The sequence below is a fragment of the Nocardioides sp. NPDC023903 genome, assembly GCF_040639295.1.
Classification (GTDB): Bacteria; Actinomycetota; Actinomycetes; order Propionibacteriales; family Nocardioidaceae; genus Nocardioides.
This window is the reverse complement of the sequence record NZ_JBEZZS010000025.1, coordinates 64,301-87,154: the sequence shown is the minus strand read 5'-3', so window position 1 is coordinate 87,154 and position 22,854 is coordinate 64,301. Positions and strand designations below refer to the sequence as shown.

General features: G+C 69.2%; 20 protein-coding genes and 1 pseudogene. 7 read left to right on the top strand and 14 right to left on the bottom strand.

Features of this window, described 5'->3' with window-relative positions:
• Nucleotides 1–93 precede the first annotated feature (93 nt).
• From AB0F44_RS22155 to AB0F44_RS22135, 5 genes and pseudogenes are all read left to right on the top strand, one after another.
• Nucleotides 94–864 (top strand): annotated as a pseudogene (locus AB0F44_RS22155) (3-isopropylmalate dehydrogenase); the annotation flags it as partial.
• Between the two features lie 225 nt (nt 865–1,089).
• The gene (locus AB0F44_RS22150) at nt 1,090–1,716 is read left to right on the top strand and encodes a Uma2 family endonuclease (RefSeq protein ID WP_357358840.1); all 627 of its coding nucleotides are present in this window, start codon (nt 1,090–1,092) and stop codon (nt 1,714–1,716) included.
• A gap of 269 nt (nt 1,717–1,985) precedes the next feature.
• Nucleotides 1,986–3,830, top strand: coding sequence for a hypothetical protein (locus tag AB0F44_RS22145; RefSeq protein ID WP_357358839.1), 1,845 nt, complete (start codon nt 1,986–1,988; stop codon nt 3,828–3,830).
• Between the two features lie 51 nt (nt 3,831–3,881).
• Complete coding sequence (locus tag AB0F44_RS22140; protein WP_357358838.1) at nt 3,882–4,643, top strand: Clp protease N-terminal domain-containing protein; 762 nt, start codon at nt 3,882–3,884, stop codon at nt 4,641–4,643.
• 83 nt (nt 4,644–4,726) lie between these two features.
• On the top strand, nt 4,727–5,716 hold the full coding sequence (locus tag AB0F44_RS22135; protein WP_357358837.1) for a hypothetical protein: 990 nt from the start codon (nt 4,727–4,729) through the stop codon (nt 5,714–5,716).
• Nucleotides 5,717–5,773: 57 nt separating this feature from the next.
• Here AB0F44_RS22135 and AB0F44_RS22130 read toward each other — a convergent pair whose 3' ends face one another.
• The 10 genes from AB0F44_RS22130 to AB0F44_RS22085 all read right to left on the bottom strand — a co-directional run bounded on the left by AB0F44_RS22130 (nt 5,774) and on the right by AB0F44_RS22085 (nt 16,804).
• The gene (locus AB0F44_RS22130) at nt 5,774–6,667 is read right to left on the bottom strand and encodes a dioxygenase (RefSeq protein ID WP_357358836.1); all 894 of its coding nucleotides are present in this window, start codon (nt 6,665–6,667) and stop codon (nt 5,774–5,776) included.
• A complete protein-coding gene (locus AB0F44_RS22125; RefSeq protein WP_357358835.1) occupies nt 6,667–7,719 on the bottom strand; it encodes a maleylacetate reductase in 1,053 nt (350 codons plus the stop codon). The genes AB0F44_RS22130 and AB0F44_RS22125 overlap by 1 nt, the downstream gene beginning before the upstream one ends.
• 27 nt (nt 7,720–7,746) lie before the next feature.
• Complete coding sequence (locus AB0F44_RS22120) at nt 7,747–9,537, bottom strand: FAD-dependent monooxygenase (RefSeq protein WP_357358834.1); 1,791 nt, start codon at nt 9,535–9,537, stop codon at nt 7,747–7,749.
• Between the two features lie 118 nt (nt 9,538–9,655).
• The gene (locus AB0F44_RS22115) at nt 9,656–10,507 is read right to left on the bottom strand and encodes an alpha/beta fold hydrolase (RefSeq protein WP_357358833.1); all 852 of its coding nucleotides are present in this window, start codon (nt 10,505–10,507) and stop codon (nt 9,656–9,658) included.
• Nucleotides 10,508–10,959: 452 nt separating this feature from the next.
• Complete coding sequence (locus AB0F44_RS22110; protein WP_357358832.1) at nt 10,960–11,979, bottom strand: branched-chain amino acid ABC transporter permease; 1,020 nt, start codon at nt 11,977–11,979, stop codon at nt 10,960–10,962.
• The gene (locus AB0F44_RS22105; protein ID WP_350662735.1) at nt 11,976–12,842 is read right to left on the bottom strand and encodes a branched-chain amino acid ABC transporter permease; all 867 of its coding nucleotides are present in this window, start codon (nt 12,840–12,842) and stop codon (nt 11,976–11,978) included. The genes AB0F44_RS22110 and AB0F44_RS22105 overlap by 4 nt, the downstream gene beginning before the upstream one ends.
• Nucleotides 12,842–13,561 carry an ABC transporter ATP-binding protein gene (locus tag AB0F44_RS22100; protein ID WP_357358831.1) on the bottom strand — a complete coding sequence of 240 codons (720 nt, stop codon included), beginning with the start codon at nt 13,559–13,561 and terminating at the stop codon, nt 12,842–12,844. The genes AB0F44_RS22105 and AB0F44_RS22100 overlap by 1 nt, the downstream gene beginning before the upstream one ends.
• The gene (locus AB0F44_RS22095) at nt 13,558–14,295 is read right to left on the bottom strand and encodes an ABC transporter ATP-binding protein (protein WP_357358830.1); all 738 of its coding nucleotides are present in this window, start codon (nt 14,293–14,295) and stop codon (nt 13,558–13,560) included. The genes AB0F44_RS22100 and AB0F44_RS22095 overlap by 4 nt, the downstream gene beginning before the upstream one ends.
• The gene (locus AB0F44_RS22090) at nt 14,292–15,584 is read right to left on the bottom strand and encodes an ABC transporter substrate-binding protein (RefSeq protein ID WP_357358829.1); all 1,293 of its coding nucleotides are present in this window, start codon (nt 15,582–15,584) and stop codon (nt 14,292–14,294) included. The genes AB0F44_RS22095 and AB0F44_RS22090 overlap by 4 nt, the downstream gene beginning before the upstream one ends.
• A 245-nt stretch (nt 15,585–15,829) precedes the next feature.
• On the bottom strand, nt 15,830–16,804 hold the full coding sequence (locus AB0F44_RS22085) for an AraC family transcriptional regulator (protein ID WP_357358828.1): 975 nt from the start codon (nt 16,802–16,804) through the stop codon (nt 15,830–15,832).
• Nucleotides 16,805–16,943: 139 nt separating this feature from the next.
• On the opposite strand from AB0F44_RS22085, the gene AB0F44_RS22080 reads away from it, so the two are divergent.
• Nucleotides 16,944–17,474 (top strand): DNA starvation/stationary phase protection protein, encoded by a 531-nt coding sequence (locus AB0F44_RS22080; protein WP_350662725.1) that lies wholly within the window; start codon nt 16,944–16,946, stop codon nt 17,472–17,474.
• 163 nt (nt 17,475–17,637) lie between these two features.
• Here the strand turns inward: AB0F44_RS22080 and AB0F44_RS22075 are convergent, their stop codons facing one another.
• From AB0F44_RS22075 to AB0F44_RS22060, 4 genes are all read right to left on the bottom strand, one after another.
• Nucleotides 17,638–18,840 carry an FAD-dependent oxidoreductase gene (locus tag AB0F44_RS22075; RefSeq protein ID WP_357358827.1) on the bottom strand — a complete coding sequence of 401 codons (1,203 nt, stop codon included), beginning with the start codon at nt 18,838–18,840 and terminating at the stop codon, nt 17,638–17,640.
• Nucleotides 18,837–19,199, bottom strand: coding sequence for a non-heme iron oxygenase ferredoxin subunit (locus tag AB0F44_RS22070; RefSeq protein WP_357358826.1), 363 nt, complete (start codon nt 19,197–19,199; stop codon nt 18,837–18,839). Before AB0F44_RS22070 ends, AB0F44_RS22075 begins: the two co-directional genes overlap by 4 nt.
• An 85-nt stretch (nt 19,200–19,284) precedes the next feature.
• Nucleotides 19,285–20,148, bottom strand: a complete 864-nt coding sequence (locus AB0F44_RS22065; RefSeq protein WP_357358825.1) for an alpha/beta fold hydrolase — start codon at nt 20,146–20,148, stop codon at nt 19,285–19,287.
• Nucleotides 20,149–20,339: 191 nt separating this feature from the next.
• Entirely contained in the window at nt 20,340–21,509 is a 1,170-nt protein-coding gene (locus AB0F44_RS22060; protein WP_357358824.1) for a glycoside hydrolase family 19 protein, read from the bottom strand.
• Nucleotides 21,510–21,675: 166 nt separating this feature from the next.
• Here AB0F44_RS22060 and AB0F44_RS22055 point away from each other — a divergent pair, with 166 nt between their 5' ends.
• Nucleotides 21,676–22,836 (top strand): ROK family transcriptional regulator, encoded by a 1,161-nt coding sequence (locus AB0F44_RS22055; protein WP_357358823.1) that lies wholly within the window; start codon nt 21,676–21,678, stop codon nt 22,834–22,836.
• Nucleotides 22,837–22,854 lie beyond the last annotated feature (18 nt).

The following is a 22,854-nucleotide window of genomic DNA, read 5'->3' as shown; positions in this document are numbered from 1 at the left end:
CCGCGTGATGGTCGGACTCGAGCCCGAAGGCGCGCTGGTTGCCGGTGGCGAACCGCGCGATCCCGCGAGCCAGCACGTAGTCGATGGTCGAGGCGTGGGCTGCTGCTCAAGACCCGTTTCGCGCTGGATCACCACGTGAACCTGCGTCCGTCGAAGCTGCACGCGGGCGTCACCAGCCCGCTGTCGGGCAACCCGGACATCGACTTCGTGGTTGTGCGTGAGGGTACCGAGGGGCCGTACACCGGCACCGGCGGCGCGATCCGCGTCGGCACCCCCCACGAGGTGGCGACGGAGGTCTCCAACAACACCCGCTTCGGCATCGAGCGCGTGGTGCGCTACGCCTTCGCCGCCGCGCAGGCCCGCCGCAAGCACCTCACCCTGGTGCACAAGAACAATGTGCTCGCCTTCGCCGGCTCGCTGTGGCAGCGCACCGTCGACGAGGTCGCCGTCGAATTCCCCGAGGTGACCACGGCGTACCAGCACATCGACGCCGCCACCATCCACATGGTGACCGACCCGGGCCGCTTCGACGTGATCGTCACCGACAACCTGTTCGGCGACATCATCACCGACCTCGCCGCCGCCGTGAGCGGTGGCATCGGTCTGGCCGCGTCGGGCAACATCGACGCCTCGGGCGTGAATCCGTCGATGTTCGAGCCGGTCCACGGCAGTGCTCCCGACATCGCGGGTCAGTCCAAGGCCGATCCGACCGCCGCCATACTGTCGGTCTCGTTGCTGCTCAACCACCTCGGCAACGCCGAGGGCGCGGCCCGCATCGAATCCGCCGTCGCCAAGGACCTGGCCTCGCGCACCGGCACCGCCTCCACCGTGGAAATCGGCGACCGCATCGCGGCCATCGTCTAGGACGACTCGACGGGAAGGGCCTGCGCCGATGCTCGATGGCGCAGGCCCTTCGCCGTTTCGGTGGCACTATCGGTGGAAATGTGTGCGCTGGTTCGCTGAACGCACACGCGGCTCAGACGATGGTGCCTATCCCCGGACCCTGGTGATTAGACTGATCACATCGTGGCGTGTCCAGTTGGGCGGACAGGCAGATGGAGGATGGAAGAGCCCAGATCGGGAGGCGAGATGGCGGTTGATCGCGCTGTCGGTGACAGCGGCTTCGGCCCTTACACCGTGCTCGATCTGCACGACCTGTCGGAGGACGGTAAAGGGTTCGAACTCGAGGACGGGTGGTTGGTCGAGGTGGCTGCGGGGGCTCGGCACAACTGGATCGCGCACCGGCTGGCTCAAACGGTGCGAGGCGCACTGCCCAACGACTCCCTCGTGGTTTTCGACGGCGGTGAGTGGGAGATCAGCACCCCTTCGGGTGTACGGAAGCCTGACGTCCTCATTGTTCCTCGTGATGTCGCGCGATCGGTGATCGTGGACGAAGTGCCGAAGATGCTTCCGGGACTCGACGTCTTGCTCGTTGTCGAGGTGGTCTCGCCGGGCAGCGGAAGCGAACGTACCGATCGGGTGCGAAAGGTCGGTGAGTATGCGGCGCTCGGAATTCCCGAATATTGGATCGTGGAGTGGCCGGCCCTCTGTCGTCTGGTTGGGTCATTAACAATCGCAGGACGCGGGCGATCTGCATCCGCTAGGCTCCGCGACGCCTGTTCGATCTTGCGCCGACTCCGGGGTGGCGCTCTTCCCCGCGAGGTTCCATTTTCATGTCGCGCACAGTCGCGAGACTGCTCGCCGGCGCAGTGCTGATCGCATCTGTCGTCGTTCCTGCCACCGTCACAACACCCTCTGCCCAGGCGGCATGCCGCCCGACGCTGTCGTCGTTCACACTCGCAAGGTCAACGTTGACCGGCGGACAGTCGACGACCGCGACGATCAAGCTCAGTTGCCGGGTCTCGACACGGCAGAAGGTTCGCCTGGCGGCCGCTACCGGGATCAGAGTGCCCGACTACGTGTATGTCGCCAGGGGCACGAGCACGCGGAAGGTGACCGTCAGAACCAGCCCAACGACCAGGCGAGTGGCTGGCACGGTCAAGGCGACGTACCGGCTCCGTGTCATCAGACGGAGCCTTACGCGGACCATCACACCCTGTTATCCGACGGCCGTTCCGTCTTCGGTCTCGATCCCCGCATACGTCTATGCCGGCGGCTCGACCACGGGCACCGTCACGCTCGACTACTACGCCAAGACGTCGCTCGGGGTGAGCCTCACCTCGAGCAACTCGGGTGTCACGGTGCCGGCAACGATCACGGTCCCAGCGGGGAAGCGCACTGCGTCGTTCACACTGGCTACGAAGCTCCCAGTGACCGGCTCGCAGGCGGCCTACAACGCGACGATCAGAGCTACACGCGGCCAGAAGACGGTCTCGCGAGCGATCCAGGTCCGCCCCGGACTCCGCACAGTCTCGGCCGCACAGGCGGCCGACAGCAACGCGGTCGACGTGACCGTCGGACTCAGCGGACCGGCAACGACGGAGACGGTGGTCTCGCTGATCGCCGCGACGGACTACATCGACGGAGCTCCCGTCCAGAGCAACTCGCTGAGCCTGCCTTCCAAGGTGACCATTCCGGCCGGGCGGTCGTCCGCAGTGATCACCGCGCAGACGAACGTCTTGACCTACGACGAGCGTGTGATCGTCAAAGCGTCCTTCGCCGGACGGACGGTGACGACCCAGCTGACCACGGCGCGGGCATTCCGGGCAGGCGACAGCTACACGGTCCACGAACCGACACTGGCACCCAGCGGCACCGACGGCGAGGTGCGCGGCGAGCTCCGCGTGACCCTGGACCATCCCGCCGGCCCCGACGGCGCGACCGTCGAGTTCCGAGGCCGGCGCTCGTACGTCTCCGCCGGTTCCATGACCGCCCGCGTGGCTGTCTACGCGAACCCCTACCCAGCAGACTCGCTGATCAACGGAACGCTTGTGATCGAGAACGGAGAGTCGTCGGGCATCCTCGTCCGCCAGGACGCGTCCTATGCCGTCCACCCCGCCCCGTCGGAGCTGCGGGTGCCGACGCCGGTGATCACCGGACGACCGGCGACAGCAACGGTCAAGCTGGTGGGACCCTCAGCGCAGAGCGAGACGATCCATCTCACCGGGACCGGCGTGGCGGTGCCCGCGACGGTCACCGTGCCCGCCGGAGCGACCAGCGCCACCTTCCATATCGACGGCACCGGTGCCGGGACCGGCAGCGTTCGAGCAGAGCTTCGGGGCGCGACGACGTCGACCTCGGTCACGGTTGGCGCAGCGATCCCCGACGAATGTCGACCGCAGGCCATCGATGTACCTGAGGACGTCTTCGTCACGAACGACTTCTACGACCCTCTCGCCTACCAGACCAAGGTCACACTCGGCTGCATCGCACCGACGAACCTCCTCATTCCGCTGCACTCCTCGAACTCCTACGTACTGTCCGCCCCGCGGTTTGTCGAAGTCCCCAAGGGATCGACCACCGGAACGTTCGCGCTAAAAGCCATCGGAGGAGGGGCCTGCTACTACTCCAGGTGCATCGGTGAGCTGGCCGTCGAGATCCAGGCTGGACCCATCGGTCTCAGCACCTCGCGAACGATCGCCGTGAAACCTGGACTCTGGTCGTTCTTCTACCCGAGAAACGCGACGACGGGCCAGCATGAACTGGAGATCTGGATGACCGGCCGGGCATCGGCCGGCACCATCGTCGACATCGCCACAGACCGTCCCGACCTCCTCGCGTTCCCAGCGTCAGTCGAGATCCCTGCCGGGTCCCGGTTCATCACCGTTCCTGCGGTCAGCAGCGACCCGAGCGCAGCAGGCACGACCGTGCGCATCACCGTCTCGATCGGACGAGGGAGCCAGACGCACGAAGTCGTCCTCAGCAACTAGCGTCGTCAACCATAGGTTGACGCAGCGCCAGCGTCAACCTATGGTTGACGCATGACGACTCCCCGCGATGCAGACCCTGCCCTCAAGGCCGTACGCCTCGACACCCTGATCGACTCGATCAAGAAGGCTCGGACCGAGCCCCTGGACCAGCTGGCCGACGCGATGGTGGTCGGCGAGCACCTGGGCGAGGTGGCCGACCATCTGATCGGGCACTTCGTCGACCAGGCTCGCCGCTCCGGCGCCTCCTGGACCGAGATCGGCACCCGGATGGGGGTGACGAAGCAGGCGGCCCAGAAGAAGTACGTCCCCAAGGCCGGCGACCAGTCGCTCGACCCGAACGCCGGGTTCGCGAAGTTCACCCCGCGCGCCCGCACGGTGGTCGTCGCCGCCCAGGGTGAGGCTCGGAAGGCCGCGAACGCGGAGACCGGCGTACCTCACCTCGTGCTGGGTCTCCTCGCCGAGCCGGAGGGCGTCGCGGGCCATGCGATCAGGGCGCAGGACGTGACCCTCGACGCCGTGCGCGCCGCGGCGACCGCCGCGACCCCTGAGCCCTACGGCGAGGTCGGCGAGATGATCCCGTTCACCGCCGACGCCAAGAAGGTGCTCGAGCTGACCTTCCGCGAGGCCCTGCGGCTCGAGCACTCCTACGTCGGCACCGAGCACATCCTGCTCGCCCTGCTCGAGTACGAGGACGGCGCCGGGATCCTCCACGAGGCCGGGATCGAGAAGGCGCCTACGGAGCAGACCATCGCCTCGATCCTGGAATCACTCCAGGTCGACTTCGCTTCGGCCGACGCCGCCGCCCAGGACTAGGCGACCAAGAGAGAGCTACCTGATCTGAGGGACCGCCGGCACGTGCGAGCAGCACGTACCGGCGGTCCCGCTACGTTCCGAAGATGTCCCGCCGTCTCGCCCGACTCGTCCTCGGCATCGCGCTGACCGTCGCGGTCCTCAACGTGCCCGCCGCGATGACGGCACCGCCAGCGGAGGCGGCCTGCCGGCCGGCGCTCAAGTCGCTGACCCTCGCCAAGAGCACCGTGGCCGGAGGCGCGTCGACGACCGCCACGATCAGGCTCACCTGCCGGACTCCCCGGCGCGCCAAGGTGCAACTGTGGGCCAGCACGGGCATCCGGGTCCCGGCGTACGTCTATGTCGCCGGCGGCCGGAGCACCCGGGTCGTCACCGTCCGGACCTCACCCACGACAGTGCGCAGCAGCGGCAGGGTCAAGGCGGTCTACCGGCAGGTCGTACGCCGCGCGACACTCGTCCGCACGGTCACCCCGTGCTACCCGACGCCGGTGCCCGCCGCGGTGGCGTTGCCCACGTACGTCCACGCCGGCCAGAGGGCCACCGGGACGGTCACGCTGGACTGCGCCGCCAAGACGTCCCTGGCCGTGAGCCTCACCTCGAGTTCTTCCTGGGTGACGGTCCCGGGCACGCTCACGGTCCTGGCCGGGCGGCGTACGGCGTCGTTCACGGCGGTCACGAAGGCGCCGGCGGTCGGGACGCTGCCCGCGTTCAACGTGACGATCAGGGCTACCCGGAACGGTAAGAGTGCCGCCCGGACGATGCAGGTCCGACCGGAGATCCGGGCCTTCCGGGCGGGCGACCGGTTCACCGTCAACGAGCCGGTCCTGACGCCCGAGGGGTCGGACGGCTGGGTGCGGGGAACCCTCCGGATCACGCTGGACCATCCGGCGCCGCCGGGCGGGCTCGACGTGAACGGCCTGACCGTTCCCGAGGGCGTGAACTGGACCGAGGCAACGGTCTACCACAACCCGTATCCACCCGACTCCCGCGTGACCGACCACCTCACGATCGCCGACTCAGGCGGCAACGTCCTGGTCCACGAGGACTTCACCTACATCGTCCATCCGGCACCGTGAGGGGGTCCCTGGCGTGCCGGGGCAACACCCCTGTGCCCGAAGCACGCCAGGGACGAATCAGGCGCCGGCGGGCGCGAGGACGATGTCGAACCGCACCTTCGACCAGGTGCCGTCGACGTCCCGCCCGTCGGGGGTCGGCGTCCCGGCGGCCTGCCGCTCGAACCTCTTGATCAGCGACTCCTTGACCCCGAAGACGGTGTCCTTCCAACCGATCGGGTCGCCCTCAGGGAAGATGTGGGTGACCAGCGTCCGGCAGCCCTCGTGAGTGACCATGAAGTGCAGGTGCGAGGCTCGCAGCGGCGAGCGCCCGACCGCGGCCAGCATCTTGCCGACGGGGCCGTCGTCGGGGATCGGGTACGGCGTGGGCGTCAGTCCCCAGAACCGGTAGCCGCCCTCGGCGTCGGTGAACAGGTGCGCCCGTGCCGCCCTCGCGCCCGCATCGCGCTGGACGTCGTAGAGCCCGTCCTCGTCCGCCTCCCAGACCTCGATCTTGGCTCCGACCAGCGGTTTCCCGTCGGTTCCGGTGACCGTCCCGGTGACCCAGCACGGCTCGCCCGGAGCACCGAAGGCCATGTCCCCGCCCAGCTCGATCGCCGGGGAGTCCTCCACGAAGAACGGCCCGAACACAGTGGCCTCGGTCGCGTCGGCGTACGCCTGGTTGTTGATGTTGATCGTCTGCATCGAGGCGCCGAGGGTGTCGGAGAGGAGGATGAACTCCTGGCGTACGTCGTCGGTGATGTGGCCGGCCTTGGTCAGGAACTCGATGGCCGCGCCCCACTCGTCCTCGGTGAGGCGTACGTCGCGGATGAAGGCGTGCAGGTGACGCGTCAGCGAGACCATGACCTCCTTCAGGCGGGGGTCCTCGCAGGCGTCGAAGGACGCGACGACGGTGTCGACAAGGGTCTGCTCGACCGCCTGCTGCTCCGGCGATACGCCAGGTACGTCGCTCATCAGCTCTCCTCTCCTGCCCACGCCGCGGTCAGCAGCGCGGTCAGGTTCTCCTCGGTGACCGGGGTTGGGTTGTTGTCGGGGATGGCGGCCAGGATCGGCGCGACCGCCTTGGCGATGCCGTCCTCGGGCATGCCGTAGTCCTTGAGCGCCTTCGGCGCCGAGAGCGTCGTACGCAGCCCCGCCAGGCCCGCGAGGGCGCTCGACGCCCCGAAGGCCGCAGCGATCCGCGCCTCCGCCTCGGGTGCGGACGGAGCGTTGAACGCGAGCACGTGCGGCAGCACGACCGCGTGGGTCTGGGCGTGCGGCAGGTTGAACATGCCGCCGAGCACGTGGCAGATCTTGTGGTGCATCCCCGAGCCTGCGGACGTGAACGAGACCGCCGCCAGGTAGGCCCCGTAGAGGGTCTGCTCGATGCCCTCGATACTCTCCGAATTCGCCGCGACCAGCGGCAGTCCGGTGGCGAGCCCCCGGATCCCCTCGGCGGCGTTGACCTGGTCGATGGGGTCCACCCGCGGACCCCACATCGCGTCGACGCAGTGCGCGAGCGCGTTCAGGCCGCTGGCGACGGTCATCTCGCCGGGCAGCGTGGTCAGCAGCGAGGCGTCGTAGACGACCGACCGTGGTAGGACGCGGGCGTCGATGCCGGTCGTCTTGGTCTCGCCCGAGGTCAGGCCCCAGACGTTGGTCGCCTCGGACCCGGCGTACGTCGTGGGGACCGCCACGATCGGCAGCCCCGTGGTGAGCGCGACGGCCTTGGCCAGGCCGGTGGTCGAGCCACCGCCGACGCACACCAGTGCGTCGACGGCGGACTCGGCCGCCCGCTCACGAGCCCGCTCGGCGACCTCGACCGGCACGTGCATCACGACCTCGTCGTGGTGCAGCGCGACCGGTACGTCGGCCGTCACCCGGGCGGCGAGCTCAGCCTCGCGCGTACCGGCGATGACCATCACCCGCCGCGCGCCGAGCTCGTCGATCTCTGCTGCCACCGCAGCGGACGCCTCGCCGGTGGCGAAGCGGACCCGCTGCGGCAGCGACTCATGCGTGAACTTCATCGAATCCCCCCCGCTCGACCGGAACGATCAGGCCTTGCCCAGCAGCGTCGCGACCGCCTCGCCCAGCACGGCGCCGGGGTCGTCGGGAAGCGACATGGAGCGCCAGGCGATGTGCTTGTCAGGACGGACCAGGAGGGCGCCCGACTCCTCGACCTCGCGGAGCTTGGCCCAGTCGAAGTAGAGGTCGGTGACCGGCCGGCCAGGGCCGATGACGACGGTCTGGAGCGGGATCCCGAACTTCGTCCGGGCCGCCTCAGCCGCGTCCTCCCAGGCCTCACCGGCGACGCCGGTGATCAGCGTCCACTTCGTGTAGGGCGCGAGGTCGAGCATCGCGTGCTTCTCGACGTTGTCGCCGACCCAGGCGTGCGGCAGGTGAGCGCCCGGCGAGGTCGACATCCGGTGGTAGAGGTCCTCGTCGTCGGTCGGCGCCGGCCGGGTGCCGTCGGAGACGATCGCGTTGGACTCGTAGAACTGGCCGAGCTCGACGCCATGGGCATTGAACTCGTAGTTCTTGCGCTCCATCGCGGTGACCAGCGCGGCGCGCTTGGCAGCCCCCTCGGGGGTGTTGGCCTTGCGCTCCTCGATGGCCTTGGCCATCTCCTCGCCCTCGAGGCCGACCACGCCGAGCGCCTCGAAGAGCTCACCGAACTCGCGCGCGGACTGGTTGGCGCGGGTGACGATGCGCTTGGCGACCGGGGCACGCTCGGTGGAGTAGGAGTCCAGCAGCGAGGTCTCCGCATAGCCCTGCAGCACCGCGGCGAGCTTCCAGGCCAGGTTGTAGGAGTCCTGGATCGACGTGTTCGAGCCGAGACCGTTCGACGGCGGGTGCCGGTGGATGGCGTCGCCGGCGCAGAAGACGCGGCCCTTCTGGGCGTGGGTCGCGTACATCTCGTTCACGCCCCACAGCGAGTAGCCGGTCACATCCGGCTCCAGGTCGGGCATCCCGAGCAGATCGCGGATGACCTTGACGGCGTACTCCTCGGTCAGCTCCGGCGGCGGCTGGTTGATGTCGTAGCCCCACACGATCAGCCACTCGTCCCACGGGCGGACCATGCGGACCAGGCCGGTGCCGATGCCGCCGACGTTCGAGCCCGGCTGGATGACCCAGTAGAGGACCGACGGGCGGTGGTCGACGAGCTCGGAGAGGTCGGCCTTGAAGGTGATGTTCATCGACCCGGCGATGTCCATCGCGCCCTCGAGCGGGAGGTCGATATCGGCGCCGACCTGGGTGCGGGCGCCGTCGGCGCCGATGAGGAACTTCGAGCGGATCTTGTACTCGTGGCCGGTCAGCCGGTCGCGGGCGATCGTGGTGACGCCCTCGTCGTCCTGGGTGTGGCTCAGGTACTCGGTGGAGAACCGCGTCTGGGTGCCGCGCTCGGTCGCGTTGCGGACCAGGATCGGCTCGAGGTACGTCTGCGGGATGTCGACGGTCAGGCACGGCGAGGCGAGCTGGTAGTCGGCCTCGCGGTCGGGGCGGGTGCCCCAGGTGCGGATGCGGCCGATCTCCTCGCCGGCGATGCTGGTGCAGAAGACGGTGTCACCGACGAGCTCGTGCGGCGTCGCGTCGGCCAGCACCTGCTCCTCGATGCCCAGGTCGCGGAAGATCTCCATCGCGCGCTGGTTGGTGATGTGTGCCCGCGGGGTGTTCGCGGTCCAGCGGTACTTCGTGATCATGATGTTGTCGACACCGAGCTCGCTCAGGAAGAGCGCGGCGGACGCGCCGGCCGGGCCGGATCCCACGACGAGGACGTCGGTGGTCACGACATCCTCGGTCTCGGGGACCTCGGTCTCTTGCTGGCCGTCGTCGAAGACTGGCATGTTCCTCACCTTTCCGAGGCCACGGCGGGGTGTGGGATCGCAGCCTCAGGGCGAGTCTTGCGGCCCGCTCGGGCCGCATCAAAGGTGGGGTCGCTGGTTGGCGGAAATGCGTACGCGACTAGCGCGCGAGCCACTCCCGGACGGCGGCGATCGTCGAGTCCGGCTTGCGGGCCCACTTGAAGTGGTCGATGCCGGGCTCGTCCAGGTGGACCCGCGCGACGTCGAGCCCGGGCATCCGGCGCTGGATCTCGTCGACCGTCGCACTCGGGGCCAGCCAGTCGCCCTCGATGGAGACGATCAGCGCGGGCTTCTCGAGCGCGCGCATGGCGGAGGTGATGTCGCGAGCCGGGCTGCCGAAGCGGAGCCGGCCGGTCCGGGCGTACCTGGCCCATTCCTTCATCAGGGTGCGGGCCTCACGCCCGGCGAACTTGAGCTGCTTGCCGGGGAAGTGGCCGACGACCCGGCCGACGACGCCCATCACCTGGCTGGCGACCAGGAAGCCCAGGCCGTAGTTGCGCCAGTAGGGCGTCTGCGAGGCGACGTAGATCAGGCCCGCGACCCGGTCGGGGTGCAGCGCGGCATAGGCGCTGGCGGCCTGCCCGCCGAGGCTGTGCCCGAGGACGTACGCCCCACCGGCCGCGGCCGGAATCAGCTCGCCGAGCCGGTCGACGGCGGCGGCGATGTCGTCGACCAGGTCGGCGTAGCCGAAGTCGTAGGACCAGCCGGCAACCCGCCCGCCGAGCTCCTCGTGGCCACGCTGCTCCATCCGGCCGACGTTGATCCCCGCCTCCGCGAAGGCCACGATCAGCTTGTCGTAGTAGCCCGCCGGCATGCCCATCGCGGGCACGATCAGCACCGTTGGCGCCTCGGGGTCCGCCGCACGGACAACCGTCAGCGTGAAGCTGGTGCCCTCGGCACGCTCGATTCCGTACGCCTCGGGGGTGGTCGTGGGGGTGCTCGTCTCGGTCACCCGACCAATGTTACTTGTGAGTAGCAACCTCCGGTAGTCGGGGATGGGGCCTTGAATCCGGACTGATCGCGCAGGTCGGCGGAGACCATGGTGACGTACTCCAGACCGACGCCACGCAGATCTCCCTCACGCCTGATGTCCTTGGCACGCTGCTTGCCCTCGAGGTGCAAGGAGGCCCCCGGGCCTGACGCGGGGTCGGGCCGGTCTCCCCACGCGGATCGAGTCGCACCGGCCGCACCACAGCAGGCCGCGCAGCGGAGTATTCCGGCGGTCGGAAGTGAGGAGATCGGGCAGCCACAACGACAGCATCGGCCAGACGTACGAATCCCGCACCTAGGGATCCACAACAATCCCCCGCCTGTGCACAACCCTGTGGATAACTCTGGAGAGCGGTGGATAGTCGGGATCAATCGGTCGGTTACTTGCGAGTAGAGCGACCGTTTGATCCCCGACTATCGGGTGAGGACTGTGTGGCCGACCGGGAAGATTTCGTAGCGACCACGCGCCATCAGGCCCCACAACCCGCGCGGAGCCAGCAGTACGACGGCGATCGCGACCGCGCCGAGCGCGACGAGATACCAGGTGCCGTAGGAGTCCAGCAGTTGCTGGAGCGCGAAGAAGATGACCGCGCCCAGGATCGGGCCCTCGATCGTCCCCAGCCCGCCGATGACCACGATGAAGATCATGAAGGCGGTGTACTGGACCGAGAACATCGAGTCCGGCGAGACCCGCAGCCCGTTGACCGCGATCAGCGCCCCCGCCAGGCCGGCACCACTGGAGGCGGCCACGTAGACGAGACGCTGCGAGCGCCGCACCGCGACGCCGAGCGACGCCGCCGCGACCGAGTCGTCACGGATCGCGGTCAGGCCGAGCCCGACACGCGAGCGCATCAGGGCGTACGTCGCGAGCACGACGACCACTGCCAGCGCGAGCGCCAGGTAGTAGACGGTCGCGATCCGGGTCACCCGGTCGACGCCCTGGAAGGCGGTGAGCGAGAGGCCGGAGCCGCCGCCGAAGCCCGGGAGCTCCTGGGTGACCAGCTTGAAGACTTCGGCCACCACCCAGGTGCCGATCGCGAAATAGCCTCCGACCAGCCGAAACAGCAGGAACGAGGTCGGGATGGCCAGGGCGGCGCAGACCACGCCGGCCGCCACGACGGCCACCGGGATCGGCAGCCCGACGACGTCGGCGAGCTTGATCACGCCGTAGCCGCCGGCACCGATGTAGGCCTGCTGCCCGATCGAGACGAGCCCGCCATAGCCGGCCATCAGGTTCCAGGTCGTGCCGAGGATGATCAGCGCGAAGAGCGTGACCAGGTTGGTCACGTCGCCCGGGCTGAAGACGAACCACGGCGCCGCGGCCAGGAAGACGACGATCGCGGCGAGGACGCCGCCGCCTGCGAGCGAGGGCCAGCCGCCGCGTACGACCTTCAGGTCTTCTTGTCTGGCGAGAGTTGTCGTTGTGGTGCTCATGCGACGACCGCCTTCGGGAGCAGGCCCTGGGGCCGGAACAGGAGTACGACCAGGAAGACCAGGTGACCGGCGAGGACGCCGTAGGCCGGGTCGATCTGGGCACCGACGGTCTGCGCGACGCCGAGGACGAGGCCGCCGAGGAGCGTGCCCCACAGCGAGCCGAGGCCACCGATGATGACCGCCTCGAAGGCGAAGATGAGGACCAGATCCCCGTACGTCGGGCTGAACTGCGTCGACATGCCGAGGAAGACACCGGCAAGGGCAACGGTGCCGATCGCGATCGCGGTGGCCAGGGCGTACATGTGCCTCTCGTCGATCCCCATGAGCGTGGCCGCCTCGGGGTCGTCCTTGGTCGCGCGCATCGCGCGGCCGATGCGGGTGTGGGAGAGGTAGAGCTGCAGGCCGACGATGACGCCGACCGCCACCACGAGCGTGATCAGCGAGAAGACGCCGAGCCGCAGGCCGCCGAGCTCGACGGACGCGGTCGACAGGGTGCCGATCGAGATCTTGCGGGAGTCGGCGGTGAAGATCTCCTGAAGCAGGTTGGCGCCGATGACGGCCAGGCCGAACGAGACCAGCAGCGGCGACAGCTCGCCGTGGCGCAGCGCCGGGTTGAAGAGACCGCGCTGGATCGCGTAGCCGACCGCGGCGAGCACCGGGATCACGATGACGATGGTGAGGAACGCCGGCATCCCGGTCTGCTGGACGAGCCAGTAGGCGAGGTAGGCCGAGGCGACGGCGAGGACGCCGTGGGCGAGGTTGACGATCCGCATCACGCCGAAGATGAGGCTCAGACCGCAGGCGAGGAGTGCGTACTGCCCGCCGAGCAGGACTCCCTGGAGGACCGCGTTGATCCAGTCCATCAGCCGACCTCCTGCTCGTCGACGCCGAAGTACGCCGCCTGCACCTGCTCCCGGGTGACGTCGGCCGCCGCGCCCTCGAGGACGGTGCGGCCCTCGAGGAGGCACTGCACCCGGTCGGCGACGGTGAGTGCCTGGGTGAGGTCCTGCTCGACCACGAGCACGGTCGTTCCCTTCGCGGCGATCGTGGGGAGCGCCTTGTAGATGTCGGCGATCACGACCGGGGCGAGACCCAGCGAGACCTCGTCGAGCAGGAGCAGCTTCGGGTTGGACATCAGCGCCCGGCCGATGGCGGTGGCCTGCTGCTCGCCGCCGGAGAGGTGGGCTCCGCGGCGCGTCCTCTTCTCCGCGAGCAGCGGGAACGCGTCGTAGACGGTCTGGAGGTTCCACGGGCCGGGCCGGCGTCCGTGCGCGCCGACCTTGAGGTTCTCCTCGACGGTGAGCGAGGCGAAGATCCGGCGACCTTCCGGCGTGAGCGCGATGCCCTCGCGGACCCGCCGGTGGGCGGGGGTGTGGGAGACGTTGTGGCCGTCGAAACGGATCTGGCCGGCGATCGGGCGGAGCAGGCCGGCGATCGTCTTCAGCAGCGTCGACTTGCCGGCGCCGTTGGCGCCGATCACGGCCAGCGTCTCGCCCTCGGCGACGGTCACGGTGATGCCGTGCAGGGCGCGGAAGTCGCCGTACGCGACGTCGATCGCGTCGACCTCGAGCAAAGTGGTCACGGGGTGTCGCTTTCCAGGTCGGGGGAGCCGAGATAGACGGCGGCGACCGCGTCCGAGGCCATCACCTCGCGCGGGTCGCCGGTGGCGACGACGTCGCCCTGGGCCAGGCACATCAACCGGTCCACGACCTGCAGCAACGCGTGCACGATGTGCTCGATCCAGACGACCCCAGTGCCGCCGTCGCGGATCGCGGAGATGGTCTCGATCAGCGCGGGCAGCTCGTGCTCGGTCAGACCGCCGGCGATCTCGTCGAGGAGCAGCAGCCGCGGCTGGGTGGCCAGCGCGCGGGCGAGCTCGAGCCGTTTGCGGTCGAGCAGCCGCAGCGAGCCGGCTCGGGTGTTGGCCAGGTGGGTCAGGTCGGCGGTCTCCAGCGCCTCCCAGGCCTGCGCGTTGGCCTCCTTCCGGCGCGTGCCCGCACCGAAGGTGGATCCGACCAGCACGTTCTCGTAGACGGTGAGCCCCTCGAAGGGGCGGGGGACCTGGAACGTACGCCCGATCCCGAGGGCCGTACGGCGGGCCGCCGGCATCCGGGTGACGTCGGTGCCGTCGAAGCGGATGGTGCCGGCGTCGGACGGAAGGGTGCCGGTCACCAGGTTGAGCAGCGTGGACTTGCCGGCGCCGTTGGGCCCGACGATGCCGAGCGCCTCGCCGGCGGCGACATGGAAGGAGACCGAGCGGGCCGTGACGACCTGGCCAAAGGATTTGGCCAGGTCGTCAACGTGAAGCAAGGTCACTTGAGCGCCTCGGGCTCGCCCCCGAGAGGTACGTCGGGCGCGAGCGAGTTCTGCACGACGACCAGCTCGAACGGGTGCTCCCCGCCCTCGACCTGGCGCCACTGACCGCCCGCGAGGGAGGTCTTGGCGACGTACGGCGGGACGTTCGCGTCCTTGCCCCAGGCGACGTCACCGACGACCGTGGAGACCTCGAGCCCGGCAAGCGCCTTGGTGATCGCGTCGGCGTCGGTCGAGCCGGCCTCGGTCACCGCCGCAGTCGCGACCTCGAAGAGCGCGTGCGCGAAGCCCAGCGGCTGGGTCCACTGCTTGCCGGTCTTCTCCTCGTACGCATCCGCCAGCTCCTGCGCGGACTGGCCGGTCAGCGAGGACTTGTAGGGAGCGGTCGGGGTCCACCACACCTCGGTGGAGAGGTTGTGGGCGATCGGGCCCAGCGCCTCGACGCTGCTCGGGAACAGCAGCGCCTTGCCGATGGTCGCGACCTTCGGGTTGTAGCCCTGCTGCTTCGCCTGCTGCCAGAACGTGGTGAAGTCCGGCGGGATCGGGACGCCGACCAGGACGTCGTGACCCTTGTAGGCGCTGATCTGGGCGGAGAAGTCCTTGGTGCCGTTGGGGTAGTTGCCCGGGTTGTCGATCTTGACGCCCGACGCCTCGGTCAGCGCCGGGAAGTTGGCGCCCCAGGCCTCGCCGTCGGGGTCCTTCGGGAACAGGCCGCCGGCCTTCTTGTTGTTCGGAACCTTGCCCCAGATGTCGGCGTAGACCGTCGAGACGTCCTCGAGACCCCAGAAGAAGTGGTAGCTGTACTTCAGCTCGGCCGGCTTGTCGCCGCTGCGGATCGCGAACGGCTGCCACGGGGCGACCGTGGTGATGCACGGGATCGAGTTGGCCTCGCACTGCTCCGAGACCGGGTTGACGATGTCGGGCGTCGAGGAGGCGACGATGATGTCGGCGCCGTCCTTGTTGATCAGGTCGCCGGCCACCGCCCCGGCCTTCGTCGTGTCGCTCTGCGCGTCGCGCACCACGATCTCGACGTCGAGCTCCTTGCCGCCGGCCTTGACCGGGTTGTCCTTGAAGTAGGTCTCCAGCTCGTCGACGACGAAGCTGTTCGCCTCGCCGAACGGCGCCGAGGAGCCCGTCTCGGTCGAGACGAACCCGATGGTGAGCGTGTCCTCGCCGCCACCGCCTTCGTCGTCGATGCCGCCCGACCCGCAGGCCGTCAAGGTCAGCGCCATCGCTGCGACACCGGCGGCGGCCAAGCTCAGGCCGCGTCCGGTGGTGAGTCCGTTGCGCACGTACGTCTCCTTAGAGAGTGTGGGGTGTTCGAGAGTGTCGTCCGCCACCGCCCCTCCTGGTGGGAAGCAGGGTCTGGTTGGCGGAAAATCGCATGGAAGACCTATCGGACTTTGGTGGACTTGTCACCCTTTCGCGCCGAGAAGTGAGTTCTGGGCACCGAGAAGTGAGTTCTGGCCCACGAAAGTCGACTTTCGTACGCCACAACTGAGGATTCGGCCGCCACAAGTGCGGACTCGGCTGGGAGTCAGGCGCGGGCGGCGCGGCGTACGTCTCCGGCGGCGACGCCGAAGCGCTTGCGGAAGGCCTGGGAGAAGTACGAGGCCGAGGTGAAGCCACACTTCTCGGCGACGTCGACGGTGCGGATGGCCGGGTCCGAGCCGGTGGCGAGCATCGCGTAGGCGAGCTCGAGGCGGCGGCCGAGGATGTGGCGGGGGACGCTGGTGCCGGCGTCGGCGAAGAGCCGGGACAGGTGGCGCTCGGAGATACCGGCGCCCGCGGCGACGCTGGTGGCGGAGAGGCCGGGGTCGGCGAGATGGTCCTCGATGAACGCCTTCGCCGCCGCCCGGTGGGCCGTGGCCAGCGAGACCTTCCCGGCGGTGGCGATCACCGAGATCAGGTCGAGCACCGCACCCTCGTCGGCCGGAACCGGGTCGTGGGGCCGCAGGGCGCGGCCGACCATCTGCACGAGCGCTCGGCCGTGCGGGTCCTGGTCGCGGCCGGCGTCGAGGACGAGCGGCGAGGGCATCGACGTCATCCCGGTGCGGGCCGCGAAGGCGTCTACCGGGACCTTGACCGCGAGCTCCTCGAGCCCGTGCCCGAAGCCCCGCAGGAAGGGCGCGTCGACGTCGCACACGATCAGCTGCCCGGGCCGGATGAGCTTGCGGCGGCTGGCGTACTCCAGGATCGCCTCGCCGCGGAGGCTGGCGTAGACGGCGATCGAGCGGGCGGGGATCTCCTTGACGAGGCTCGCGGGCCGCTCGACGACGTGGCGGGTGGCCCGGACCCGGGCCAGATGGATCTCGTCGAGCTGCAGGTTGACCTCCTGCGCGTCGAACCCGTGGCCGTCGATGGGACGACAGGAGAGCGCGACGAGGGCGCTGGCGTTGTGGCGTTCCCAGGCCTCGACCTGCGAGTCCTCGCTCAGCCGGCTGGTCTCGAAGACCTCGGGGCGGCGAACCCGCGCGACGAGAGGGGCTGGGGCGTCTCCGGCTGACGGCACGAGCCGACTCTACGGCGTGCCGAGAGTCGTCCGCGATGACTTAGGGAAGACTAACCTTTCTGGAATGGTTCAAGAAAAGGTGGCACAGTTGGTGTCACCACGAAAGACCAACACTTCAAATCTGGGGGACCCACCGAACATGGCCACGAAGACCGACACGAGCAGCGCCACCCACACCTCGCACCCCGCGTTCATCCCGAGCCCGGCGTTCGCGACCCAGATGCAGCGTCTGCTCGTCGATCTGACCGAGCTCAGCCTGCAGGGCAAGCAGCTGCACTGGAACGTCGTGGGCAAGAACTTCCGCGACATGCACCTCGTCCTCGACGAGGTCGTCGACGCTGCCCGCGACTTCACCGACGAGGTCGCCGAGCGCATGCGTGCGCTCTACATCCTCCCCGACGGCCGCACCGGCACCGTCTCCGAGGACACCACCCTCGCGCCGCTCCCGGCGACCGAGGTCGACACCGCGACGGCCGCCGACCTCGCCGCCGCCGCGCTCTACGCAACCTCGAAGACCGCTCGTGACATCCACGACGACATCGACTCCGAGGACCCGACCACCGCCGACCTGCTGCACGCGATCATCACCCGCGTCGAGCAGCTGGCCTGGTTCATCGACTCCGAGAACCGCGTCGCCAACCAGTCCAAGCCGGCGCAGCTCACCGTCTGAGCCTCCTCACCACGAAAGGCGCCCCGCGACCCGCTCGCGGGGCGCCTTCGCTGTATCGCCGAGTCGGCTCGTTCTGACTAAAAAACTCGTCGAGTCGGCTCGTTCTAACGCGCCGACTCGACGCGAAACCCGGTCAGAACGCGCCGACTCGGCACGAAGATCGTCATCGGCGCAGCAGGGTTCGTAGGTTCTGAGTCGGATCCGCGAGATCAGCGGGCCGTACGTCGACACCTCGGTCGATCAGGCGACGGGCCGCCTTGGCGGTAGCCGGGTCGTCGACCGCGACCGCGCCGATGACGCGCTCGCCGCGGAGAGTGAACACGGAGAAGGGCGGCTCGCCGAGGGTGCCGCGTACGACTCTGGTGTGCTCGGCGTCCGCCGACCGCATCTCACCGACGCCCTCGACGTGGAGCCCGTAGCGGTCCGACCACCACCAGGGCGCTGTCGCGGGTGGGGGCTCGGTCTCGAGGATCGTCGCCGCCGCCCGGGCACCGTCCAGCTGGGCGGCCTCCCAGTGCTCGGCGCGGTGGTGGTCGCGGAGGCGGGCGCAGTCTCCGACCGCGAGCACCGACGGATGGCTGGTCACCTGACCGGCATCGACCAGGATGCCGCGCGAGGTCTCCAGACCCGCGGCCTCGGCGAGCCCGGTCTCGGGGATCAGGCCGACGGCCAGCAGCACGGCGTCGAACTCGCGCGAGTCCGGCTCGCCCTTCAGCTGCGCGGCGACTCCGGTCGGCGTCTCCAGCAGCGTCTCGACCGTGGTCGTCAGCGCCTCCACACCGTGGTCGGCGTGCAGGCTGTGCAGCCACCTGGCCACCTCGATCCCGACCGCAGCGGCGAGGGGCGGGTCGAGCGGGTCGACCAGCACGACCTCGGCTCCCAGCCCCCGGGCGGTCGAGGCGACCTCGGCACCGATCAGTCCGGCTCCGACGATCAGCAGTCGGGCCCCGGGCACGAACTGGGTACGCAGCCGGTCGGCGTCAGCAACCTCCCGCAGGACGTGGCTCGGCGATCCGAACGCCGGCCGGACCGCGCGACCGCCTGTGGCGAGCACGATCCGATCGGCAGTCAGCACCCGTCCGTCGGCGAGCTCGACCTCGCCGTCGTCCGGGCGCACGGCGACCGCGACTGCTCCCCCGACCAGCGAGATCTTCTGGTCGGCGTACCACTGCGAGGGCTGCAGTGTGATCGACTCGAGGTCGCGACCGCCGGCGAGATACTCCTTGGACAGCGGCGGGCGGTCGTAGGGGAGCGCGTCGGCGGAGAGGAGCGTCAACTCACCGGCGTACCCGTTCTTCCGCAACTCCGCGGCCGTGGAGACGCCGGCGATCCCGCCACCGACGACGAGGACCGACGAGACGGTCACGGCCTCTCGCCGGGGAACAGGTACACCTCACCGTCGCGCACCTCGACGCGGTGCGGGACGGTGTCGCGGGTGGCCGGGAGCCCGTCGACCTTGCCGGTCTTGAGGTTGAACCGCGAGGAGTGCAGGGGGCATTCGACGTCGCCGTCCTCGACCCAGCCCTCGGCCAGCGAGGCGGTCTCGTGGGTGCAGGTGTCGTTGAGGGCCCAGCAAATGCCGTCATCGTCGCGCAGGATGGCGATGTCGTCCTCGGTGCCGGTGATGTCGGAGGAGATGGCGATCCCCTCACCCTCCGGGATGTCGTCGACGGACGCGACGCGGATGCCTGTGCTGCTTCCGCCGTTTCCACTAATTCCGGTCATGCCCCCATCTTCCAACGTGGGGGTAGAAGAACCGGCCACCTCCCCCGAGGTGGCCGGTTCGATTCCGTACGTCAGGACCGACGGATCAGTCCGGGCAGGTGTTGCGGTAGTCGGACAGGTTGATCGAGGTCGGCGCCGGGCAGAGGAACTGCGAGTAGCGGGTGTCGTCGTCGACGTACCTCTTCAGCCAGGTGACGAACAGGCGCCCTTGCCAGTCGTCGTCGGTGTTGGCGATGAAGTGGTCGCCGTTGTTGATCTCGCCGTACGCCTTCTCCCGGGCCCCGGTGGCCGAGGTGTAGAACGGGATGGAGTGCGAGCTGACCGGCGCGACGCTGTCGTTCTCGGCGCCGATGATCATGGTCGGGATCTGGATTCCGGGCCAGGTCTTGTCGGTGTGCCAGGGCTGCAGGGCGACCGCGGCCTTGATCGACGAGTCCTGGTTGGCCGCGGCGAGCGTGCCACCGCCGCCCATGGAGTGGCCGGAGACCGCGATCCGGGTCTCGTCCAGGCGTGAGGCGACCGTCGAGGAGGCGTTGTTCTTCAGGTACGAGACCGCCGCCAGGATCTGCGAGCCGCGGCTGTCGGGCTGGTCGTAGCGGGAGTTCGTGTCGATCGCGAAGACCACGAACCCGTGCGAGGCCACCCGGCGCGCGACGGCGGAGTAGGACGACGAGGAGGCCGTGTAGCCAGGGGCGAGCACGACACCGCCGTACGTCCCCGCGGTGGTGGAGGTGGGGTAATAGATCGTCCCGCCGCCGAAGCCGGTCACCAGTGAGGAGACCGAGGCGGTGGAGAGGGAGAACGTGCCGTTGTCCAGGACGCTGGCCGACGTCGGGTCCGGTCCGCGCTCGTAGGGGCTCTCCGCATCGGCCGGCGCGACCAGGCCGAAGAGGGGGAGAGTGACGGCCGCGGCGACCGCGGCGATTCGGAGAGAGAGTGATCTGAGCACCGAGCATGCTCCTTCGTCCGTCCGGCCCCGGACTGTCCGGGGATCCGGTTGCTACTCGAAGGTAGGGGCGCAACCGGGCGACCGACACCGGCACGGAGGCAGAAACTCGTTGGGCGCTTGTCACAAAACAGAAACACGGCGGCGTACGCAGGTGGGGCTGCGTACACCGCCGGTCTCTGTGCGGGATGTCCTCAGCAGTAAAGGTTCCCGCCCGGGTCCACCCCGAGCAGCGAGGTGATCTCGGTGTAGTTGTCGACACGGCTCTGCACCTGGGCCGGGTTGCCGCCGTTGCACTCGATGGCGCCGTTGATGGACCGGATGGTCTCGCCGAAGCCGGCACCGTTGACCATCGCCGCGTGCGGGGTCATCGTGCCCGGGCCGTTCTGGGTGTTCCAGTACCAGAGCCCGGTCTTCCAGGCGACCGCCGGATCGGTGGCGACGAGGTTGGGGTTGTTGAGCAGGTCGATCCCGAGCGCGTCCCCGGCGGCCTTGTAGTTGAAGTTCCAGCTCAGCTGGACCGGACCGCGGCCGTAGTACTGGTCGTTGCCCGCGGGACAGCCGTAGGACTGGTTGGGGTCGCAGTAGTGCGGGTAGTTGGCCTCGTTCTGCTCGACGACGTAGAGCAGGTCACCGGTCTCGTGGGCGACGTTGGCGATGAACGCCGCGGCCTCCCGCTTCTGCACCGCCTCGTCCCCAGCATTGGTGAACTCCGGGTAGGCGCTGAGCGCCTCGACGAGGCCCGCGTACGTGTAGAAGGGGTTGCGGTTGGGGAAGAGCTGGTTGAACTGCTCCTCGCTGACCGGGAATTCCCCGGCCACCGGTGCCGGCTCCTCCGGGTCGGTCGCGGTGCCGCCGATGTTCACGTCGATGCAGGCGTAGAAGGCGTTGGTCGTGTCGGCGACGTTCCAGACCGCGAGGACCTTCTGCCGGCCGGTGAACGACCCGAAGTCGACCTGGTGCTCGACGGTGGCCGGAGGCTGCGCGCCACCGTCGTCGAACTCGGCGATCTTGGTGCCGCCGATGAAGTACTGCCAGGTGCTGGTGCTGTGTCGGGCGCTCAGTGACCAGGTGAACGTCTGGGTCCGGCCGACCGGTGTGGCCTGCCAGTTCTTCGAGTCGTCGTCGAGCTCGGCGAACCTCGAGTTGCCGCCGGAGCAGCTGGTGAGGCCCTTCGGGCCCTCGACACTCTGCGGTTCGTACTTGATGTCCCCGCACTCGACGGTGCCGGCAGCACACTGGGCCTGCCTGCTCGGGGGGTTCGAGATGTAGCCGTGCGCACTTGCGGGGCTCGTCGGCAACATGGCCAGGACGGGCGCCAGCAAGATCCCGCCGAGAACGGCGATCTTCGTGGTAGTACGCATTCCAAACTCCTTGATGGGGGTTGAGAAGGATGGCGATCGAAGCCCTACTGTAAGGTTCCTTTACAGTTACCGTCTAGACCCTGCGTGGACAAACACCGGCTCAGGCCCTGCAATTGTTAGGTTGGCGTTCCGTACGCCACCCCTACCCGCGAAAGGAGCGCCGCCGATGTCGAGACCACCCAAGACACACCTGATCCGCGACACCAACGACCGCGCGGCGCTCGACCTGATGCTCTCGAACGGGCCGGTGACGAAGACCCGGCTCGGCGAGCTCGTCGGCCTCTCGAAGGTGACCGCGGGACAGCTGCTGACGCGCTTGGGCGAGCGTGGCCTGGTCGAGGTCGTCGGTGTGCAACAGGGCGGTCGCGGTCCCAACGCGGCGCTCTACGGCGTGGTCCCGTCGGCGGGCTATGTCGCGGCCCTCCACATCGGCCCCGACCAGATCACCGCATCGGTCGCCGACATCACCGGCACCGAGCTGGCCACCGGCGCGCTCGACCCCCACGAGGCCTCCGACCCGGTCGAGGCGGTGCGGGCCACCGTCGCCGACGCCACCCGGAGCGCGGGCATCACGATGCCGCAGCTCCGCTGCCTCTCGATCGGTACGCCGGGCATGATCGACCCGCGCACCGGGGACATCCGCTTCGCCAACGACCTGCCGGACTGGCGTGCTGGCGTCCTCGCGGACCTCCGCCGCACCTTCCAGCGGCCGATACTGATCGAGAACGACGTCAACCTGGCCGGGCTCGCCGAGCAGTCCGCCGGAGCCTCCCACGGCGTCAAGGACTCGGTGCTCGCCTGGATCGACCGCGGCCTCGGGCTCGCGGTGTTCGTCGACGGCCGCCTCCACCGCGGCGCCGGCGGTGGTGCCGGTGAGATCGGCTATCTGGCGGTTCCGGGCGCCTCCACACCCCACGGCACCGACAGCCCACAGCACGCGGCCTTCCAGTCGCTGGTCAGCGTCGAGGCCATGGACACCCTCTCCCGCGCCTTCGGGCTGAGCGGCAGCGGCGTGGACTGCGTACGCGCGGCCGCCGACGGCAACCCCGACGCCGAGCCGTTCCTGGAGGAGCTGGCCAGGAGGCTCGCCCTCGGCCTGGCGGGGATCTGCGTGGTGCTCGATCCCGAGCTGTGCGTGCTCGCGGGCGAGGTCGGGCGCGCCGGCGGATCGGTCCTCGCGGCGCGCGTGCAGAAGGCGATCGCTGCCCTCGGTCCCAACGTCCCCACCGTCGTCCCCACCGAGATCTCCGGCGACCCCGTGCTCCGCGGCGCCCTCCAGATCGGTCTCGACACGGCCCGCGACGAGGTCTTCACCCACCAGGGCTGACCCCGGCGAGGATCCGCC